This is a genomic window from Paenibacillus sophorae (assembly GCF_018966525.1).
GTDB lineage: Bacteria > Bacillota > Bacilli > Paenibacillales > Paenibacillaceae > Paenibacillus_AQ > Paenibacillus_AQ sophorae.
Genome location: NZ_CP076607.1, coordinates 3,300,729 through 3,319,780 on the forward strand (window position 1 = coordinate 3,300,729; position 19,052 = coordinate 3,319,780).

Below are 19,052 nucleotides of genomic sequence, written 5' to 3' on the forward strand. Positions count from 1 at the left end.
AAGAATTGCCGATATATATGGTATATGTTGTTATTAAATACATACTATATTATATAATCAGGAGGTTCATGATTATGAAAAAAATCTCTACTTTTGCACTTGGCTTGATAGTAGGCGCAACTTTAACGGCTGGGTCTGTTGTAGGAGCTTCAAATTCTTTGTCCGCAATTCAAAAGTCAGTAAAATTAGTCGTAGATGGCAAATCAACAACGGTTTCAGCTATGAATGTAAACAATAAATTATATGTTCCGGTTCGAGACGCGGGGAATTCATTTGGATATTCTGTAACTGGCGTAACATCTTCAACCGTTACATTTAAAGAAGGAACAACTGCCACTAGTTCGGTAAGTAATGGAACAAACATAGGAAGTAAAACAGCATCAAGCACAGGAGGACGGTACGTGGAAGGATTACATGACAAATACTCAACAAATGGTAAGTTAGATGCCGATAAAATTAAGGTAGGAATCGAAGCAGGAGAAATTACAGTGAATGCGCAGGATAAAGAAACAGGAAATAGCATTTTACATTACGTGGTTTTAGAAGATAATTTCGCTGTATATCAAGTTATTAAAGTGACTGGTTTAAATGTTAACTTGCAAAATAAAGATGGGAAAACACCGTTGATGTTAAGTGTAGTTTATGAAAATGATTTTTATTTTGGAGAAATACTAGATGAGTTAAAGGCGGATACCACCATTAAAGATAAAAACTCAAAAACGGCTCTTGATTATGCGAAGAAAAATTCTTCATATTATAATGCATTATTTATATATACCATTAAATAACATTTATGATGTAAAACAATACATCATTCACCAAGCCAATACCTAATCGTGTTGGCTTTTTTATTTATCAATAGACTTATCCACAAGGAGTCTCAAAGTCATCCACAAATTGTCTATTCAGGCTGCTTAACTTGTGGTATATTATACCTATAGAACTATGATTGAGTTTTCAAAGTAACATTATAGAATGTTCTAGTATTATCTATATGCACATATAATCTATCAAAACTGGTAGAGGATGTGAATGATAATGACTAGAAAAAAAGGAGGAAGAAAGATGACACCAACAACAATTTCTTCTACTGTTAAGAATCCTAAGAAAAAAACTTCTGCTCAAGAACTGCGAAAAAAAATTGGAATTAAGACTAGCGGTAAGGGGCTAGTAGAGCTTTCTAAGGAAGGAAGATAATTTTGAGTGACGAGCTGGTTATTTCCTATGAAGACGCAAGAACTATTAGTTTTCATCAAGCAAGCGTCAATATAGATGCTTGCTTTTTACTAGCTTACATAGATTCAGATGATTCTCGTGGTGATAAGGTTGCTGAAATTCTTGATCAATGGTCAGATGATGGAATTGAACATATTGGAATCAGTAATCATGTTGTCGGAGAAGTAATCCACAATATTTTTAAGAATAGAATTAGGCAAGTTCTTAGTTTGGCATACAAAAAATACAAATCTTCTCGTACTAAGCGCCCATACACATTCAACAAAGAAGAAGAGTCTATTATTGGTGATTATAGAACTGCTGATTATATGAGATCCATTGTTCCTGAAAGAGCTTTAGAGAACTTAATTAGTAGGAATGAATTAAGTTATAGTATTGAAATTTTGCTTAAAGAATATAAATCTAGATATCCAACTTATACTGAACATTTAACCCAATATTATTCTGATTCAACTCTAAAGTTTAACGAGACAATAAATGGCTTAAGGAATGATTTGGGGATTCCTATTATATTTCCATATTCAGATGAATCAGTTATGTGGGAAGCATTTGAAAGTACAAGTACCGAACAGTTAGGGATTTATGATGCTTTTCATATGGCAATTTCACGACATCATAATTTTGATTATTTTGCTACGCTTGATGGTGATTTTGTTAGTAACTATTTAAATATCGCAAGAGTTACTGATACAAAAATTATAAAAGTTGCATAAATATTGATCCAAGAGAATTTAATTGTTATCTTTTATTTTTAAATAATCTGATATATTTCCTTAATCGGAGATATGTCAGATTATTTTTTTTCGTAAATAATTAAACCTAGTAAAAAGTCAAGATAAAAAAGTCACATTCTGGAAGAAAATTCGTAGCCTGTGAAATGGGGTTGACAATTTATAAAATAAAAATAATTATATCGGTTTTGATACTTGATAAAAAATATACGGACATGTATAATGAGGATAAAGAAAGAGATTGGAAGATAAAATTAAGGAGTGAATGGCTCATGGCTGCGATTCTTGAAAAAAGTGAGGCGGTTGCCAATAAGATTGTGAAAAAATATGAAATTTGGTTAGTTGAGATGCCTCCAAGAATGGGCAGTGAACAAGGCGGAGTAAGACCAGCCATTATTGTTCAAAATGCTAAGGGAAATATCCATTCTCCAACTGTGTTAGTTGCACCAATAACAACGAGTAAAACAAAAGCAAATATACCTACACATGTATTTTTGAGCGCAGATGAAGTAGGGGTTGCAGCGGACAGTACAGTATTGGCGGAACAAACTTTGAGGGTTGATAGAGGGAGAATGCGCTATAAATTAGTGAATGACATTCCTGACTATAAAAAAAGAGAAGTTATGAGAGCTATTGTAATTGCATACGGTGTTGATGAAGCCATATAACATTAAGGAGAGTTTTACCACATGATACAAATTTTACTTCATGAAAAAATAAATCAATTAATTGATAAAAGAGATAGCCTTATTCTAAGTAGAATGTTTGTTTTATAAAGTAAATATAAATAACTCAAAACAAAGTGTTGACATATATATATTCCATGCTGTATATTTAACTTAACGAAAGGGGGTGATTAATAAAACATTATGGTTCAAAGAGAATTAGAAGAGGCGATTTTTCGTATCAGTAAGGCAGCTAAGAGATTAAAAAATATTGAGAGTCGAACAAAATGTCGTATAGGTAAATGTAGTAAGGACAAGTTAATAAGTAAATATAGTTATTTATATGAATTGAAAAAGAAAATGATACTTAAAGCAATTGAAGATGGATGGGCTAAAAAGTATGGTATACATAGAGTTAAAAAGTCTAACGGTATTGATATTGATTTTGTGTACATTAAATTTCCATCACGATCATTTCATATTCCTTTAGAGAACGAAGAAGATTTTTCACTTACCTATCTAGGTGAATGGAAGAAACGTAATAACAATAGGGCGTCTTTTAAAGCACCACTAACTGAAGCAATAAAAGTATCAAGCGAATATTTAAAATAAAAATAGATAGGATGATAAAAACGTTCTTTCATTATGACCAAGCAATTGTAGTAATAATAGAAGATGAGTATTTCAGTGAGTTTTTGTTAGAGAAGTTATATGAAGCTGGCGGAGGAAAAGAGAAGACAGAAAACGATTTACGGTCATTTTGTATGTCATTAAAATGATTACTTGAAAATAAATATGAACACCAATTTGGCTATTATGCTGGACTATCCGAGAAAGAAATTAAGAAATATGAAAAAGAGTTTGCTAGAGTGTCAAAGGAGTTTGGAATCAGTGTAAAAGGTTATATGTATAAATTCTTAGAAAAGTTGGGATTAAAGGGAGGAAAGTCTTATCAAAGATAAAAGTCTTAATATAAAGTTTCCACTTACAAGACAAAAGAAAGTAATAGAGTTTTTCAAATTTTGTGTTGAAAATAACATACATATGTTGCCGAAAAACGGGAATTTACAATTGTCGCATAGTGATAATAAGCCCATAGATGTTAGCAAATATAGAGTGGCGAATGATTATGCTATTGAAATAATCGAAATTATATCCAGAGTATTGATTATGAAAAATTTAGACAAATGGAATCCCATTATTGATTCATTTGACTATAGATTTAATCTTACACAAAATTCTTACTTGCTACTTCAGCAAACAGAAGAATCACTGTATGAGGTTGCATTAATCTATGTGGAAGAAGTTAAAGGGAAACCAATATATACGAGAATCGCCAAGGGGAACGCCGAGTTTTTGATTATGGCAGCAAATGACTACGCTGAAGAGTGGTTAAAGGATATTAAAGATAAAAATTGTGTTTTATTAAATAAAAATAAGGAGAGGAAATAAAATGTTTCTGTATCATATTGGATTCTTTACAAGGGGGAATGCCTATAAACAAGAAATGATCAGGCATGATGAAAAGTTTGAACATGAATCTTATCAGAATATTATTTTAAAAGCACATAAGGAAACAGGTGACATTGAGGATTACGAAGAAAAGCGTTCTAAGATTCTTCAATATCTAAAACAAAATCATGGATTTGAATTGGTGGAATAAAAATGAAAAAAGAGATTGAGATAATCAACAGTTTAAAAATTGTTAAAACAGATTTCACAGGAATATTGGATAAGGTATATACATACTTAGATGAGGAAAGCGTATGTGCATTGCAATATTTGGGCTTTCGAATGGACTATTTTGATGATAATGAATTTTTCTGTGATGAAGGTGCTTTTATTGATCTTGCTCCAGCAGCAATGCAATTTTATGGTGCTTGGGATAGGGAAAGTAATAAATTTGAACACATAAAAGATTTAATAAAACAAGCAATTTTTAAAGATAAAAATAAATATTTAAATGGAGAGAATAAAATGAAAGTTATGAATGTTGAACCGATGGAATTGCTTAACGAGCTTCTTAAAGAAGAAAAGCCAGAGAATACAGTTTTTGCACAGCATGATCTTATGCTTGATTTTATTTCTGAGCATGAAGAAGAATTTATTGAGCATCTAAGTGATACGGTTAAATTCCTAAATGAATGTGAATACTTCAATGTTTTGCCTTATGCAGAAAAGATGCGTGACGAATTTGCCAATCTTGTAGAAAAACGTAAAGAATTTAATGCTCGAATTTCTGAGCACATGGAAAAATCAAAACTACCGAAAGAAGGACATGATCTATGAAAGTAAATCTATGCTGCGACTGTTTGGCAATCAACGAACATGGAATTAATACTTGCCCAAAATGCGGTGGAGATTCTTGTTGGTGTGGAAGTTGTCAAAGAACAGCAAATTTATTGCTTGAGGGAGTTAGAGATTATAAAAAATTAGGTCTTCTTTCGCCAGTTACTGATTGGAATCCTGAAACTGGCATTAAGTAAAACAAGCAATTTTAAATGAAAAAGGAATAGGAGATAGAAGAGAAATGAATAACAATGTACTAGATTTTGCTAAAGGCAGCAGACGAAAGAGAGCTAAGGAAGCCATCAATATTAAATTGTATCAAGTAACAGAAAAAGAACTTGATGAATTGGCCGATATGATAGAAAAAAGTAGTCAAACAGTATTGGAAACGTCTGGAATGTATAAAGAATTAGCAAGCAACTATGAAAGTATCGAAAATAGTCTGCTCGATTCAATAAAAACTATAAAGTCTGTTGCTGAAAGTTATAAAGATGCTTACGAAGATGCACATCAAGCATGGACACGCAATCAGGACATTGCTGATATCCTAATTGATATTATTACAACTAACAATATGGAAGAGAAGATTATTGAACTTGTTAAGGAAGAAATGGAGCTTGAACGTACAGAAGATTTTCCTTGTCATGCGGAGGAATCTTATAATGAATTGATTCATGAGCTTGAACATAGATTTGATTTTCTAAAGGACGTAAAGTGACAATTGTCTAAAGAATTGATCAATAATGACAATATAGTCCATGAACGAAATTGCTATAAACTTGCCATGAAATTCCTGTTTGATTTTACACAAAAAAAGATTGGTGTTGATAATATATGAAGTCTTTTCTTGATGACGTAAAAACAGTTAAAGAGTTAACAGAACATTTTCACAAATATTTAGAATTTTTATATGCACACAATTTTGATTTAATTGAACCAAAAGATTTTATTAACAGATTCATTTTGTACTCATGCGATATAAGATATAAAGAACTTCTAATAGATTTTCTAAGCCAGTATTATCCCGCAAACGAAATTGAGTCATTTATTAATGAAATCTCGTTTTACTCAAAGACATATACAAATAAATATCTGTCAAACTTTAAAGTTGGGCGTGATAAGTACTATGCTATTGTAAATGAATATATTTTAAGTACTAAAGAATTCAATAGTGAACGATATGAGTTAACATTGTATTATCTTAAAGATAAAAATAGATATACATATATTAAAGAAGAAACAAACTTTAGTTTGAAAGAGTGTGTTAGGCACATAAGAAACTCTGTGGGTTCATGGAAAAATTATGATATTACATGGTTGAGTGCGTCTATGAAGTAATACTAAATACTCGAAAGGGGGTGGTATATTGGAAGCCGTGCAAGTCTTAATGATTGTATTCTATGATAGGGACGATAAACATGTAAGTGAATTTGGTACTTTTGTTGAACGTCCCACACTTTATGAAGTACAACATATTATTGATAATCTCATTACAGATGAAGTCAGGGAAAAGGCGACATATTGTAAGATTGAAGAAAAGTACTACCTTGTTAAAAAGTAAAAATAATAAAAGGGGATAGAATAATGAACAAACCGACAGTAGAAAGTATTAATTTGGTATATGCAGATAAGTTCGAAAAGTACGCGGCAATGATGGTAGTAGATGCAATTTGTGATCTGAAATATATTGTACTCGAAGAAGGAAAGTATAAAGATACAGTAATGAAGTATGCACAAGAAACTGCTGAACGTCTTGGAGTTGAATTTATTGATGAAGTAAAAGAGGATGTTGTAATTTCGGGGGGGGGGGGGGTAACAGTTGAAGACATTGATAATTTGAAAGATGGAGAGTCTTTAGATTTTGATACATATTCAATTGAGAGAGCCTTTGAGGAACACAGAATTAATGGTCAAAGGGTTAGAATGTATTTTGTAGACCTATACACAGTTACGGATTCTTTTGGATATCAGGGTGAATCTGCTGATGCAGAGGAAATTGTTGATGCAATTAATTGTGGTGTTTTTGGTTGATGAAAGGTAAGTTTCATTAAGAGTAAGCCCGATTCAATTTTGAATCTGGCTAATAAAATAAAAATACATACAAAAGGATGATTGGTTGATGAAATTTGAAGATTATAAGTATGCTACAACAGATGAATTGGATCGGGAAGTAGATATTGTATTTAATAGTGTGTTCGACAGTATTGAGGACGAAGAAATTATCCCTATGGAAATGCCGGAATTGCTGAACAAATCCATTATGATTCTGCTGGATATTCTTAAAGAACAGGGCATTGATACCATCCAGGAAGTGGTTGACCGTTTTGGCAGTGTTCATAGTACAGATAATCTAATTATACATGGGATGCTGGCTGATCGGATTGATTATATTCAGAGTTGATTGTCGATTTGATAAAGTTCGTTTAGGTTCTTAAGTCGATCCGTCAGATTGACCGATCGTAAATAAATGAAGATAAAAGGGGAAGCTGTCAATGATTTGGCTGAAATCATTGACGGAAGAGCTTTTATGCAATTTGCTGCTGGTGATAGTGTATTGCTAACTAGTCATGCACTTTCTAGTTACTTTATGGATGAATGTTTCAAGATGATTAAAAATCAAGGCATAGACATTTTCGACATGCTGCAAGACATCGCGGGAAAACCGCTTCAGACGTATACAAGTACAGTTGATGAATTTGGAAATATTACAGATATGAGATTGAATCAACCGAAACTGAAATTAGTTTAGGAGAGATAATAGAATGAACGAGAACTATAACGATTGTATGGGAACGCCTATGTATGGGTTTGGATATGATAATTCTGTGCATCATATTTTGGTGGATACTAACGCAGAAGACGAAAAGGGCAATATATACGGGGAAGTGTTTATTGTTGGATATATTAACGATAAACCAGCAAAAGTTGTTATCAGTAGTTTTGAAAAGAAAGAAGCATTTAATGTGGCGAGTTATCTATCAAAACTATTGTATGTTCCAATCCTTGAAGACGATGGCGAAAATAAAAAATGGATTTATGAAAAAATGGAGGATTAGTCGCTCCTCAAAATTGAGGAACCATTTTGACTCCCCATCTTTGGGGAGTGAGATTCATGATGAAAGACTAATTTCATTAATTGACTTGAAAGGAGGTGAAGATTATTTCAATAGATAAATATAAGTATATTGTTGGTTTATCCATAAACGACAATGAAAACTTTCAAGCTTATTACATCAAAGATAAGGAAGCGGAATCCATAAACAAAGTGGTTAATGATTATTTTGATACATATCCCATATCAGAAATAAAGGGCGGTCAACTTAATATTAATACTACTTTCATAAACATTTCTGATATTAAAACCGTGTAACAAGTGTTTCTCAATGGGCCACATTCAAAATTTAAAACAAACAAGGGAGATAGAATGAAAAATAATATCAATTGGGGAATAAAGCTGTTTGACCCCATGTATCCACAAATTAAAACCTTTGCAAAAAATAAACTAAATGACGGAATAGATAATGGAGATTTTGTTTTTATTAACGGGTTTGATTGCAGACCATTGTTTGAAAGTATTTTAATTGAAGTAGCCAAAAAACGAAAATTGAGTGTTGTGATTAATAAAGACATTGAACGAGTAACCGCACTACAAAATAAATATAATTATAAACACATTTATAATCCAATGAGTATTATGAAAGCTGATCATAATAGACCACACGAAATCATTATTTCCGACAATGTTCAAATTGAAAGTTTTGACAGATTAGAAAGTGATACCCTTATTAGTGGTTTTAGAAAGAAACAACGTGATAGAGGTGAAAATTAATACATATGCATGATCCATATACTAGTGTTGCCGTTTCAATTGATAATGTTGATGGCGCAGTAACCGAATTATTTAAAAAATTGAAATTTGATTTAGTGCCACCAATCCATTGTGAGTTACACCTGTTTAATGATGCTGTATCACACGAATGGCGTTATATGCTTTTGAACAATTCGAGAAATTGTTTGAGTAAGGGAAGCTTAACCAACGAACAGTTTGAATTTATTTTCAATGAGATACAAATATATGCCGATATTGTCACAAAAGATGAGCGGGAATATGAACACATTATAAACGCGCTCACAGACGTTCTACAGGACGATTACACGACGATTATTAAAGGAGAGAGTTCAATAAGTGAACTGGTTCAAAAAGGTCTCATTCGGGCTAGAACAGCAGATGGGGTCATTGCAGCATTGAACAGTAGAGGTGTGTATTGATGAAACTAAATTGGTACTTTTAATACATAGAGAACATAAGTAACAGATGTAAAATAAACAATACATAGGAAGGGTTATAAAGGTGGAATATGAATGAGTCAACTATAGACAAAAAGGTAATCAAACGTTTAAGAAATTTGCCTGAACCAATGGAACCAAAAGACATACAAGAATTTTTAGGGTTGAGTAAGAATTCAACATATAATCTAATTGAATCAAAACAATTCCATAGCGTAAGAATAGGGAAATTATATAAAATTCCAAAGAGAACTTTTGTAAAATGGTTCTTAGGTGATTGAAATTATAGGGGGCTAACAATGCCCCCCATTATTTTTATAATAAAGTTGCATCAAGGCAAAAAAGTTGCACTCATTTTTGCGCCCCCCATTTTGCCACCCGATAAATAATGAATGGTTAAGTTTAACATCATAGAAAATACGGACAAACAAAAAACCCTTATAAATCAAGGGTTTAATGAGTGAGATATGTTTGATAATAATATAGGACGGATGGGGATCGAACCCATGACCTCTACCCTGTCAAGATAGTGCTCTCCCGCTGAGCTACCGTCCTGCAACGAGATTTATAATACCATAAGGCAGGGGAGAGATGCAAATGTTTTTTTCAAAATTGAAGACAGGTACATACCCTAAATGCGAATATTGCACCAGGCCGCCGGGTGATCTGAGCATATGAGGAATGGCGCAGCCATACTAGCATTTTATCGGACGAAAGTATTGCCGTATGCGCAAATATCCGCTAGAATCGGAGAGATGATTTCTGTTATTGCGGCCAGTGTGACGCATGTGGCGGAAACCTGCCCGGGGATGTGATTATATTAAGAATAATATAGAAAATAACGGATTATTGATCAGGGATGAAGTCATCCCGGTTCAGGATAAATAGAACAAGACCTAAGATTGCGGACGCGATCGGACATATAACTGGAGGGATAACCATGAATGTGGAGGAAATTATGCTGCTGCATCAAGGCGGCAAACTGGAAACAACATTGAAGCATCCGATCGAATCGATGGAGGATTTGGCTAAGGTCTATACGCCGGGAGTAGCCAAGGTATGTCAGGCCATCGCGTCCGACCAGGATAGAGCTTACGAACTGACCACCAAAAAAAATACGGTGGCGGTCATCAGCGACGGTACTGCGGTATTGGGACTTGGCGATATCGGCCCGAAAGCCGCAATGCCCGTTATGGAAGGTAAGGCGGCCCTGTTCAAACAGTTCGCCGATGTGGATGCAGTGCCGATCTGCCTGGATACGAAGAGTACGGAAGAGATTATCGCGATTGTCAAGGCGCTGGCTCCCACCTTTGGCGGCATCAACCTGGAGGATATTTCTTCTCCCCGCTGCTTCGAAATTGAGCGCCGTCTTAAAGAAGAACTGGATATTCCGGTATTCCATGACGACCAGCACGGAACGGCCATTGTAGTGCTGGCAGGTCTGCTTAACGCGCTGAAGGTGGTAGACAAAGACATAAGGGATGTCAAAATCGTCGTAAACGGCTGCGGGGCGGCAGGCATATCAGTAGCTAAAATGCTGCTTAACGCTGGCGCCGAGAATCTGATTGGTGTGGACCGGGAAGGCGCCATCAACCGGCTGAACGTGTATGACAAGCCTCATTGGACCGAATTTGCGGAGATAAGCAATCCTAACTTGGAACAAGGAACTCTTTCCGATTGCATCGTAGGTGCGGATGTATTTGTAGGCGTTTCGGCACCCAACGTGCTGAAGGTCGATGATGTCCGGAAAATGGCCAAGGACCCGATTGTCTTCGCAATGGCCAATCCGACGCCGGAAATTGATCCCGAGCTTGCCGCTCCATACGTAAAGGTAATGGCGACGGGCCGCTCCGATTATCCGAATCAGATTAACAACGTGCTTTGCTTCCCGGGCATCTTCAGAGGCGCTCTCGACTGCGGCGCAAGCGACATTAATGATGAAATGAAGCTCGCGGTAGCGGAAGCGATTGCCACATCTGTCGATCCCTCCGAACTGAACGAACGGTTTATTATTCCGAACCCTTTTGACAAGCGGGTCGTTGAATGCATCCGGAAGGCAGTGGCCGAGGCGGCGATCCGAACCGGGGTTGCGAGAAATATGCTTATTAGCGTGAACTAAACGTCTTTCAATCTGCGATTAACGAAGAATATATATCCAAAAAAGAAAACGAACCGGCCAATCTTCCGTTGGCCGGTTCGTCTGTTGTTGAGCATCTATATACTGTCAGCCGCCAAGAATTCAGCGTATCTGAACGCGGACCCTGACAACCGCTCACCTTTGCGCAGCTTCTCGCGGACAGCCAAGATGGCGGCGTCCGCTTTTTGCAATTCTTCAAGCAGCGCCGTTTCGTCCTGATCACTCTCCAGCACATCTGCAATGCCGCCGCTCTTCAGCACAATGCGGCTGTGGGCAAGCAGGGCTAAGATCGGATCATGGGTCGCCATCAGCACAATCTTCTGATTTTGCACAAGAATATCCAGCGCCTGTCTGCGGTCAATCCCCGCATTCTCAATCTCGTCAATCAGCACGATCGGGCTATCGGATAAAATGGCGGTATCCGCAATCATCAGGGAGCGTGATTGTCCGCCGCTGAGCGCGGTCAGCGGGGTATCCGGCACAATCGGCTCGCCGGTCAGCCGATTTGCCTGCGTGACGACGCTGTTGATCAGTTCCTCCAGCCCCGTCTCGCCAAGGTTGGTGTCGCGGCATTCCGCGTGCATCGCAATAAACTCCGCCACCGTAGCGTCCATGACAAAGTTCATATTCTGGGACAGCTGGGCAATCAGCTTCCGCCCCATGTCGAATCTGATCTCGGGTGCAGGCGGCTGATCGTTAATCAGGATGCATCGGCCGCTCGGTGTATCCCGCTGGGCGATATATTCGATATCCGCCAGCAGCCTGCTCTTGCCCGAGCCTGTCGGTCCGACCACAGCAACCAGGTCGCCAGGCACCAGCCTTAAGGCGACATCCTCCGCTTCACCGGATTTGGAATGGCCGCCAAGGATCGTAATGGATTGAATATCCTCCATCATATCAGCTCACCTCCGGGCGGGGAACGTCCGGAATAGCGATGCTCTTGACGTTGCCCATTTGATAGTCGTGCCCGATTCTCGTTTCACCCAGGCAGTAGGAACAGACCGCAGCCGGCATCGAGAACCGCAGCTTCCGCCCGTCGAGATCGTCGATATCTTCAGCCTGCGCAAGCAGGACGCCGAGCCGTTCCTTGCCCTGACCGGTCAGGCCGTTGATATGAAGAATCTCCGCCCGGGCGTTCACTTTGCGGACTTGGTACTGAAACACCTCGCGCTCGGCCTGGGAGACAATGTCGCCCTTTGTAATGGCCACGATATCGGCTTGCTTCAGCAGCGGCCCCATCTTGGTCGGGGTATTCACTCCCGATAAATTATCAATGACGCAGACCGCCAGGGCATGGCGGATAAAAGGAGAGCAGCGGTTGCACAGACCGGCGCTTTCGCTGATCAGAATATCCAGTTCCAGCGATTGTCCCCAGCGGGCGCAGGCTTCGATATTGGTTACAAAATAATGGTCCGGGCACAGGTTTCCGGCAAGACCGAGAAGCACCGGCACTCCTTTGGCACGGTAGCGCTCATCATCCTTGGAGGCAACGCAGTCGAATTTCACGACCCCCGCTTTCAGACCCTGCTCCTTCAACCAATCAATTACACGCAGAAGCATGGAGGTTTTGCCGCTCGACGGCGGACCCGCCACGGTTATGAGCTTCATAAGCTTAGTCCTCCTGTTCAAACCCTTTGTTAAAGGCAGCGTTCACGGCATCCGTCTTTGCTTGAATATCACTGTTCCAGACGAGATCCCATCCCATCCACAGCAGCTTGCGCGGAGTGAGCCCGGATGCCGCCGAAGGATGGGGCGATGGGAAGAAAGCCTGTTCGCACAGCTCCGCCGTCTCCCCGCTTGTGAAAAAGGAAGCCAATCGGCGTCCGCCCTCGGACGCGTTCTTTTTGGCCAGCAGGAATACCGGGCTTGCGATCGCGCCTTCCTCAGGCCAAATAATATTGATTTTTTCCTTCTTGCGGATCATGTTTGCATAAAAATACGGCATCACGTATAGAGCCGTTCCGGCTTCGTTATCGGTTCCCGCCAGCTTTGCCATCTGGCCCGGATGAAGTCCCTGGCGAACCGATCGTCCGAGACCGGTCAGCATATCTTCGCCGAACTTCTCGCCTAATGTCAGCAGCACTGTTTCACAAAAGGTGCCGTTATGGCCTCTCATCGTTACCTGCTTCCGGTATACGGGGTTCAGCAGGTCGCTCCAGGAGCGCGGCTCGGGAGTATCACCCAGACGGGCTGTATCGGCCACAATGACCAGCGGATTCACGCACATTAACGTGACCCTGCCAGTCGGGTCCTGCATCTCAATCTCCGCAAATCGTTCATTCGGAGTGTAGCCTGCGGCATCGGCGAATACATCCTGATCGAGAAACCGGGTACGGAAGTCACGGTGGAAGAAGCTGCTGATTCCCGGCGTAATTACGATATCCGGCAGTTCATCGGTAGATTGAAACTCATTTACTGTTTTATAGAAGTCGCTCTGATTTGCGTTTCCCTCAAACTCCAGCTCTTCCGGGTCCAGGTCGGACCAGAGCCCCAAGCTTTGCTGATGAAGAAATGTTTCTTCAATCGGCACCTTAAGCGGGCAAGGCAGCATGGCAAGCAGATGGCGGGGCAATCTATCTTGTTCTTGGGCCGTTCCGGTATTCATATTAATTCATCCTCTCGTTGCCTTTTTTTGAAAATACGCTTGTAAGTTACGTTTAATTATAAATAGTAGTGATTTGATTCACAATTTGCGCAAGGCCGAAATGTTTGACAATACTACAAACATTCCCACATCAGCATAATTTAGACCGGTTAAGCATATTTAACGCAGGATTGACACGAGGCAAGTGTATGGCGCGACGGGAAGGGAGCTATGCATCTGGATAGACAAAACGTTCGATTGTGTCCGCGGCCCGGGCCGGGTCATTTCCGGAATTATCAAAGTATAGGATGGAGGAGGGGGGAAGGGGCCATTTTACGGTTCGGCTGACAAGCGAGGAGCGGAAATCGTCCCAGTTGCGCAGCTTCCAGTCGTCCAGTTTCGAGCTTCTGGCAGTAATTCTTTCCTTATAAAGTGTCTCATCGGACAGGCTGACGATGACCACCTTTACCTCGACGTCGAGCAGTGATCGGCCGATCCGCGACAGTTCGCGCGCAATCCACCCTTCATCCTCGGCTTCTTTCGTAAAAGGACCGACTACGATGCTGTCCACATCCAGCTTGACGTTATCCAGAGCGGCATCCATCGTAATCCGGTATCCCAGGTCACGGCACAGCCTCTTGTAATCTGCGGAATCCCGGTCGGCGGGGTCAAGTCCATGGAGCGTCATTATCGCTTCCGCAGCCGGCCGCAGAAGGATATCCATATCGAAGAAGGCGGCTTTCCGTCTGGCTGCCAATGCTTTTGCCAGCGTGGTCTTGCCGGCGCCTGCTCCCCCGAGGAAAAATACGAGCTTATTCATTGGCTATTCCTCCTTGTGCGTGGTTACCCTGATCTTAACCTAGTGTACGGGCCAGCGAAATTAAACCGGTAATCGTAATAACATTCAGCAGCGTCGAAACCAGTACGGTCTGGGCCGCGAAGTCCGGCTCGTTATTGTATTCCTCGGCAAGCAGCGAGGCGTTGACGCCGGTCGGCATGCCGGAAGCGATAATCATCGCCTGTGCGGGTATGCCTTTGATGCCGAGCGCAAGCACGAGCAGAATGCCAATCGTAGGAGCGGCGAGCAAGCGCAGCAGGAGACTCAGATAAATATCGACTCGCGCCAGCCGAAGCGGATATTTCACGATCTGCGCTCCCAGCGTAAGCAGCGCGACCGCAACCATCGATTCCTGGGCATAGGTAAGTGGCTTGGAAATGAACAGAGGCAGCGGCACGGAGAAAGCGTGAAACGCTAATCCCAGCACCAGCGCGTAAGGAACGGGCATTTTCAGAAATCCGATAATGACGATCCGGTAATTGCCTTTAAGCTTGGCCCGCTGAATGGAAATGACCCCATAAGTGAAAGTGAGCAGGCTTTGCAGCGCCATAATCAGCGATTGAAGCGAAGCGGCGAGAGCATCTCCGTGAAACGCCAGATCATTAACCGGCATGCCGTAGTTGCCCGCGTTATCCAGCAGCACGCTGTTCGTAAATGCGGCCTTCATGCCTGTTTTGTATTTTAGCGAACGTGTAAGGATAAAGGACAAAATATAAAGGATACCTATGTAAAGTGCATAGAAACCAACCACCATTCCGAGCAGGGAGGGCGACATCTTCGAGAGATACATGCTCATAAACACGGCGGCGGGCGTTATGTAGTAGAAGTTGATTTTGGCCAGCGTATACAAATCCAGCCGAAACAGCCGCTGAAGAAGCGAGCCGGCGCCAATCAGAATAAAAACCGGAAGCACAACCTGAAGCAGAATCTCACCAATCATTGAATCCTCTCTTTTCAGTAGTTAAAGTATTTGTTCTATTAATATGCAAACCATAGGGCAAACGTAGTTCATTATAGCATAATTTGTCTTCCGGCAGAGCGCTTGGTTATAAAACATTCCGGCTTCGTTAAAGATATTGGAAGAACCTGCATTTTTGTGAATCGAGAGAAAGGAGCCGGACTATGAAAAAAAGACAACTGGGATTGCCGGCAGTCTTCAGCGCACTGCTGCTTGCCACCGGCTGCATGCCCGGAAATGAAATGTCCACGGAGAACGCTCGTCCCGCTTCCTTTGATATGACGAGTCTCACAAACCCCGGGAGGGGGCTTGGAGAAGAGCGCGATCCGTTGGCTCCGATTATGAAGGATGTATATTCGAAGTCCATTCCGGATGACGTCTATTCGGACGGCATGGATGGCCGGTAACCTCCTAATGCTGGCCTATTTCCGCTGAACTTTCAGCTATACAGTGAGGATAATATTCAGTATAATAGATCAACTTGACAATAGAGAGAGGAGCATTCAGAGGAATGGCGGCGGAAATTGTGCGCGTTATAACAGAGGAGCAATTGCAGCAGGGGCTGGATATTCGCAAAAAGGTATTTGTAGAAGAACAAAAGGTTCCCGCAGAGGAAGAAATCGATCATTTTGACAGTATCGGACCGGATGTGCATCATGTGCTGTTAATTGACGATGGGGTTCCCGCTGCTACGGGAAGATTAACATATTACCGAGAGGGCACCGCGAAAATGCAGCGGATCGCCGTGCTGAAAGAATATAGAGCCAAAGGCTACGGCCGGGTGCTGCTGCTCGCGCTGGAGGAGCTGGCCCGGGAGCTCGGGCTCGAGACGTCCATTCTTGACGGACAGTGCCAGGCGGAAGAGTTCTACCGCAAGCTTGGATACGAAGTGATCTCAGAGAAGCCGTTCTATGATGCCGGGATACTGCACGTCCGGATGCAAAAAAAATTGTAGAAACGCATATCCGTCCCGTCCGCTGGACAATCTATGATGTGCCTTGTATTTGGCAAATCTGGATTTAGGGGCGTGTCTATATGATCGACGGAGAACGGGAACGTTTTGTGGCGGTGCAGAAGAACGGTGACGGAGATCTTACCTCATTTCGGACTTCTACGGGCCGCGTGCTAAGCTATGAGCAGGCGCTGCAGGAAGTTCAGGCGGGATCTATCGCCGGTGTCAACTTGTTCAAAGGGAAGGACGGAGCCCTCCACATCCGAGGGGATGCCGACGGCGATCCGACCAATAATCTTGATCACCTGCCGCAGTTTTAACTGCAGCGCTAGGGTAAGGGGACTATCCGAGAGGCCGAAAGAGCCGGGGATAGTCTTTTTTTTTAAAGATAATACACCACGTGCTGCTCCAAAAAATCCATTCCCGACGTCCGCCCGACGTAGTCCGGCTTCTCGTCGCCATAATGCATCAGGGAAATCCGGCTGCGGATATCCTCGGGAAGACTTTTCAGTTCTTCCAGGGTGGTATGAACGACGCCTGCGCCTTCCAACTGGCAGTCATGATAGATTTTACGGCAGCCCCCGCTGCGCACGAGACTGATCAGGAGCTCCGGCTCAAACGTCATGTCGGCGCTGTAAAATACCTCTTCGTTCAGCATGAGCGAATAGCTGTCTTTGCCCGGAATATGCGGTGTCCGGATCAGGCGGACGGTGATTTCCGGCGAGAGGGTATACACCGTATCCGGCTTAAGAGGACGGACATGAAATGCGTCATCCAGCGAGGTAATTATGCCCTCCTGGTACAGCCCGCCCATCAAAGTGTGCTCCCACAGAGGATCAACGAGCGCTTCGGGGAGCAAAAGAGTCATTTTGCGGCCGGTTTTATAGCGCAGTGTCAATGCAAGCTCTTCCAGCCCGCCGACATGGTCGGCATGCAGATGTGTAATCAGCGTGGCTTCGACCTCACCGAAGGAACGCCCCAGTTCGTGCATGGCCAGCGGAGCGGTGATGCCGCAATCGATCAGCAGGGTATAGCCGCTGCCCATCAGAAGGGCATTATTGTTAAAGTAGTTCTTGGCGAAGGCGCTGCCCGTTCCGAGCATTTGCAATTTGACAGTCATTATGGATTACCTCCCGGGTTAGCCGTCTAATATATAGTATCAGCCGTTTGTAAACGCATGATGAAGCTATTATCCTTCTTTTTCTACGAACAACCTGACGCGCCGCTAATCAAGCGGAGCCCAAGAAAAATTTGCCTCGGCAGCCGCAACTTGCTCATGCGTATGAAGTATATATTAACAGCATGAATTAGTATGGAGGTCCAAGGCTATGAAAAAAAGATGGAGAAAAGTTGCGGTTTGCGTTATGGTCTTTTCCCTGATGGGCGGTTCATTGTTATTTGCCGACTCGGTCTATCAGAAAGTGCGGGTGTGGAGTAACGGCAAGGAGCTTTCGGACGGCGGATATTTAATCGATGGGAAGACCTATGTTCCCGCGCGGGAAATCGACGGGTTGGTAGTTTGGAGCGATTCCGGCAAGTTAAGAATTATTAAGCCTAATGTTCATATATCTTTGTTCATGGGAGACACTCTGTTTGGCAAGGTTAGAGTGGGCAAGCTGAAATTCAAGGCGCTGTGCCAAGTGGACAGCCTCACCGACGATATTGCGAGCGTCAAGCTATCGATTACCGACCCTTCCGGCAATGTCAAGGATCTCGATTCCCAAAATTTGGACAGTGAACAATCGGATAATTTCTGGTTCTCGACAAAGGAAATTACGTACGATTTCAAGGACAGCGGCAAATACAGGATCGGCTTCTACATGAAAGCGACCAAGAATGGCGATTATTCGCTGGTATCCGAAAAAGTGATTACCGCGATCAATTAATGCTTTTTGCGGACGCCCGTAAATTGACCTGAACTTGTCTTACGTGTTAACATACCAAATGTAGGATAATTCAATTCAAAGCGAGGTATTTTAATGAGCGATCACAAACATGAGCATGGCGGAGAATGCTGCGGCGGACATGGCCACAATCACGGGCATAGCCATGAGCATGGCGATGGATGCAGCTGCGGGCACGACCATGAGCACGAGGAGTTTGTGCTGACCTTGACGAACGAGCAGGGCGAAGATGTAGAAATGGTGCTGGTGGAAACGTTCGACGTAGCCGACAAGCTCTATGCGCTGCTGCTGGAACGCGAGAACCCGGAAGCTGACGGCATCATTCTGCGCATGGAAGAAGAAGACGAAGAAATGGTGCTTTACAATATCGAAGACGAAGCGGAATGGAAAGCTGTGGAACAAGCTTACAACGAACTGCTTGCCAAGCAGGGATAGATTCGGACAAGATATAGAAGTCGGATCTGTTATATT

General features: G+C 41.9%; 32 protein-coding genes and 1 tRNA gene. 26 read left to right on the forward strand and 7 right to left on the reverse strand.

The window, feature by feature from the left end:
* Window positions 1–74 precede the first annotated feature (74 nt).
* From KP014_RS15515 to KP014_RS15610, 20 genes are all read left to right on the forward strand, one after another.
* Complete coding sequence (locus tag KP014_RS15515) at window positions 75–788, forward strand: ankyrin repeat domain-containing protein (protein WP_139210565.1); 714 nt, start codon at window positions 75–77, stop codon at window positions 786–788.
* 250 nt (window positions 789–1,038) lie between these two features.
* On the forward strand, window positions 1,039–1,197 hold the full coding sequence (locus tag KP014_RS15520; RefSeq protein ID WP_175491804.1) for a hypothetical protein: 159 nt from the start codon (window positions 1,039–1,041) through the stop codon (window positions 1,195–1,197).
* A gap of 2 nt (window positions 1,198–1,199) precedes the next feature.
* Window positions 1,200–1,949 carry a hypothetical protein gene (locus KP014_RS15525; protein ID WP_036600936.1) on the forward strand — a complete coding sequence of 250 codons (750 nt, stop codon included), beginning with the start codon at window positions 1,200–1,202 and terminating at the stop codon, window positions 1,947–1,949.
* Window positions 1,950–2,113: 164 nt separating this feature from the next.
* Entirely contained in the window at window positions 2,114–2,635 is a 522-nt protein-coding gene (locus KP014_RS15530; protein ID WP_051500460.1) for a type II toxin-antitoxin system PemK/MazF family toxin, read from the forward strand.
* Window positions 2,636–2,836: 201 nt separating this feature from the next.
* A complete protein-coding gene (locus KP014_RS15535) occupies window positions 2,837–3,244 on the forward strand; it encodes a YkyB family protein (protein WP_036600939.1) in 408 nt (135 codons plus the stop codon).
* Between the two features lie 11 nt (window positions 3,245–3,255).
* Window positions 3,256–3,411 carry a hypothetical protein gene (locus KP014_RS15540; protein ID WP_216700371.1) on the forward strand — a complete coding sequence of 52 codons (156 nt, stop codon included), beginning with the start codon at window positions 3,256–3,258 and terminating at the stop codon, window positions 3,409–3,411.
* A gap of 265 nt (window positions 3,412–3,676) precedes the next feature.
* Window positions 3,677–4,084 (forward strand): hypothetical protein, encoded by a 408-nt coding sequence (locus KP014_RS15545; RefSeq protein WP_036600942.1) that lies wholly within the window; start codon window positions 3,677–3,679, stop codon window positions 4,082–4,084.
* Window position 4,085: 1 nt separating this feature from the next.
* On the forward strand, window positions 4,086–4,295 hold the full coding sequence (locus KP014_RS15550) for a hypothetical protein (protein ID WP_036600945.1): 210 nt from the start codon (window positions 4,086–4,088) through the stop codon (window positions 4,293–4,295).
* A gap of 2 nt (window positions 4,296–4,297) precedes the next feature.
* Complete coding sequence (locus KP014_RS15555) at window positions 4,298–4,921, forward strand: hypothetical protein (RefSeq protein ID WP_036600948.1); 624 nt, start codon at window positions 4,298–4,300, stop codon at window positions 4,919–4,921.
* Window positions 4,918–5,118, forward strand: a complete 201-nt coding sequence (locus KP014_RS15560) for a hypothetical protein (RefSeq protein ID WP_175491806.1) — start codon at window positions 4,918–4,920, stop codon at window positions 5,116–5,118. Before KP014_RS15555 ends, KP014_RS15560 begins: the two co-directional genes overlap by 4 nt.
* 44 nt (window positions 5,119–5,162) lie before the next feature.
* Entirely contained in the window at window positions 5,163–5,639 is a 477-nt protein-coding gene (locus KP014_RS15565; protein ID WP_036600950.1) for a hypothetical protein, read from the forward strand.
* Window positions 5,640–5,755: 116 nt separating this feature from the next.
* Entirely contained in the window at window positions 5,756–6,259 is a 504-nt protein-coding gene (locus KP014_RS15570; RefSeq protein WP_036600953.1) for a hypothetical protein, read from the forward strand.
* Between the two features lie 28 nt (window positions 6,260–6,287).
* A complete protein-coding gene (locus KP014_RS15575; RefSeq protein ID WP_036600956.1) occupies window positions 6,288–6,482 on the forward strand; it encodes a hypothetical protein in 195 nt (64 codons plus the stop codon).
* A gap of 23 nt (window positions 6,483–6,505) precedes the next feature.
* On the forward strand, window positions 6,506–6,952 hold the full coding sequence (locus KP014_RS15580; protein WP_090833905.1) for a hypothetical protein: 447 nt from the start codon (window positions 6,506–6,508) through the stop codon (window positions 6,950–6,952).
* 88 nt (window positions 6,953–7,040) lie between these two features.
* Window positions 7,041–7,322: a hypothetical protein gene (locus KP014_RS15585; protein ID WP_036596287.1), complete on the forward strand. Its 282-nt coding sequence runs from the start codon at window positions 7,041–7,043 to the stop codon at window positions 7,320–7,322.
* Between the two features lie 66 nt (window positions 7,323–7,388).
* On the forward strand, window positions 7,389–7,670 hold the full coding sequence (locus tag KP014_RS15590) for a hypothetical protein (protein ID WP_036596288.1): 282 nt from the start codon (window positions 7,389–7,391) through the stop codon (window positions 7,668–7,670).
* Window positions 7,671–7,683: 13 nt separating this feature from the next.
* Window positions 7,684–7,977, forward strand: a complete 294-nt coding sequence (locus KP014_RS15595; RefSeq protein ID WP_036596289.1) for a hypothetical protein — start codon at window positions 7,684–7,686, stop codon at window positions 7,975–7,977.
* A 368-nt stretch (window positions 7,978–8,345) separates the two neighbouring features.
* Window positions 8,346–8,750 (forward strand): hypothetical protein, encoded by a 405-nt coding sequence (locus KP014_RS15600; protein ID WP_036596293.1) that lies wholly within the window; start codon window positions 8,346–8,348, stop codon window positions 8,748–8,750.
* Between the two features lie 5 nt (window positions 8,751–8,755).
* Complete coding sequence (locus tag KP014_RS15605) at window positions 8,756–9,190, forward strand: hypothetical protein (RefSeq protein WP_036596294.1); 435 nt, start codon at window positions 8,756–8,758, stop codon at window positions 9,188–9,190.
* Between the two features lie 149 nt (window positions 9,191–9,339).
* Entirely contained in the window at window positions 9,340–9,489 is a 150-nt protein-coding gene (locus KP014_RS15610; protein WP_246590765.1) for a helix-turn-helix domain-containing protein, read from the forward strand.
* A 202-nt stretch (window positions 9,490–9,691) separates the two neighbouring features.
* On the opposite strand, the gene KP014_RS15615 is transcribed toward KP014_RS15610, so the two are convergent.
* Window positions 9,692–9,763 (reverse strand) — tRNA-Val (locus KP014_RS15615).
* A 304-nt stretch (window positions 9,764–10,067) separates the two neighbouring features.
* On the opposite strand from KP014_RS15615, the gene KP014_RS15620 reads away from it, so the two are divergent.
* A complete protein-coding gene (locus KP014_RS15620; protein WP_051500170.1) occupies window positions 10,068–11,327 on the forward strand; it encodes an NAD(P)-dependent malic enzyme in 1,260 nt (419 codons plus the stop codon).
* A 95-nt stretch (window positions 11,328–11,422) separates the two neighbouring features.
* Here KP014_RS15620 and KP014_RS15625 read toward each other — a convergent pair whose 3' ends face one another.
* The 5 genes from KP014_RS15625 to KP014_RS15645 all read right to left on the reverse strand — a co-directional run bounded on the left by KP014_RS15625 (window position 11,423) and on the right by KP014_RS15645 (window position 15,707).
* Window positions 11,423–12,241 carry an ATP-binding cassette domain-containing protein gene (locus KP014_RS15625; protein ID WP_090833908.1) on the reverse strand — a complete coding sequence of 273 codons (819 nt, stop codon included), beginning with the start codon at window positions 12,239–12,241 and terminating at the stop codon, window positions 11,423–11,425.
* Between the two features lies 1 nt (window position 12,242).
* Entirely contained in the window at window positions 12,243–12,953 is a 711-nt protein-coding gene (locus KP014_RS15630; protein ID WP_036604761.1) for a GTP-binding protein, read from the reverse strand.
* A 4-nt stretch (window positions 12,954–12,957) separates the two neighbouring features.
* Window positions 12,958–13,950, reverse strand: coding sequence for an ABC transporter substrate-binding protein (locus KP014_RS15635; protein WP_051500683.1), 993 nt, complete (start codon window positions 13,948–13,950; stop codon window positions 12,958–12,960).
* Between the two features lie 208 nt (window positions 13,951–14,158).
* A complete protein-coding gene (locus tag KP014_RS15640) occupies window positions 14,159–14,749 on the reverse strand; it encodes an AAA family ATPase (protein WP_036604762.1) in 591 nt (196 codons plus the stop codon).
* A 34-nt stretch (window positions 14,750–14,783) separates the two neighbouring features.
* A complete protein-coding gene (locus tag KP014_RS15645; RefSeq protein ID WP_036604763.1) occupies window positions 14,784–15,707 on the reverse strand; it encodes an AEC family transporter in 924 nt (307 codons plus the stop codon).
* A gap of 182 nt (window positions 15,708–15,889) precedes the next feature.
* Between KP014_RS15645 and KP014_RS15650 the strand changes: the two genes are divergently transcribed.
* From KP014_RS15650 to KP014_RS15660, 3 genes are all read left to right on the forward strand, one after another.
* Entirely contained in the window at window positions 15,890–16,132 is a 243-nt protein-coding gene (locus KP014_RS15650) for a hypothetical protein (RefSeq protein WP_036604764.1), read from the forward strand.
* 104 nt (window positions 16,133–16,236) lie between these two features.
* On the forward strand, window positions 16,237–16,680 hold the full coding sequence (locus tag KP014_RS15655) for a GNAT family N-acetyltransferase (protein WP_036604765.1): 444 nt from the start codon (window positions 16,237–16,239) through the stop codon (window positions 16,678–16,680).
* Window positions 16,681–16,760: 80 nt separating this feature from the next.
* Complete coding sequence (locus KP014_RS15660) at window positions 16,761–16,997, forward strand: DUF3892 domain-containing protein (protein WP_036604766.1); 237 nt, start codon at window positions 16,761–16,763, stop codon at window positions 16,995–16,997.
* A gap of 62 nt (window positions 16,998–17,059) precedes the next feature.
* Here KP014_RS15660 and KP014_RS15665 read toward each other — a convergent pair whose 3' ends face one another.
* Window positions 17,060–17,797, reverse strand: coding sequence for an MBL fold metallo-hydrolase (locus KP014_RS15665; RefSeq protein WP_036604768.1), 738 nt, complete (start codon window positions 17,795–17,797; stop codon window positions 17,060–17,062).
* 208 nt (window positions 17,798–18,005) lie between these two features.
* Between KP014_RS15665 and KP014_RS15670 the strand changes: the two genes are divergently transcribed.
* On the forward strand, window positions 18,006–18,563 hold the full coding sequence (locus tag KP014_RS15670; protein WP_036604770.1) for a hypothetical protein: 558 nt from the start codon (window positions 18,006–18,008) through the stop codon (window positions 18,561–18,563).
* 93 nt (window positions 18,564–18,656) lie between these two features.
* Window positions 18,657–19,016, forward strand: coding sequence for a DUF1292 domain-containing protein (locus KP014_RS15675; protein WP_036604771.1), 360 nt, complete (start codon window positions 18,657–18,659; stop codon window positions 19,014–19,016).
* Window positions 19,017–19,052: the final 36 nt, after the last annotated feature.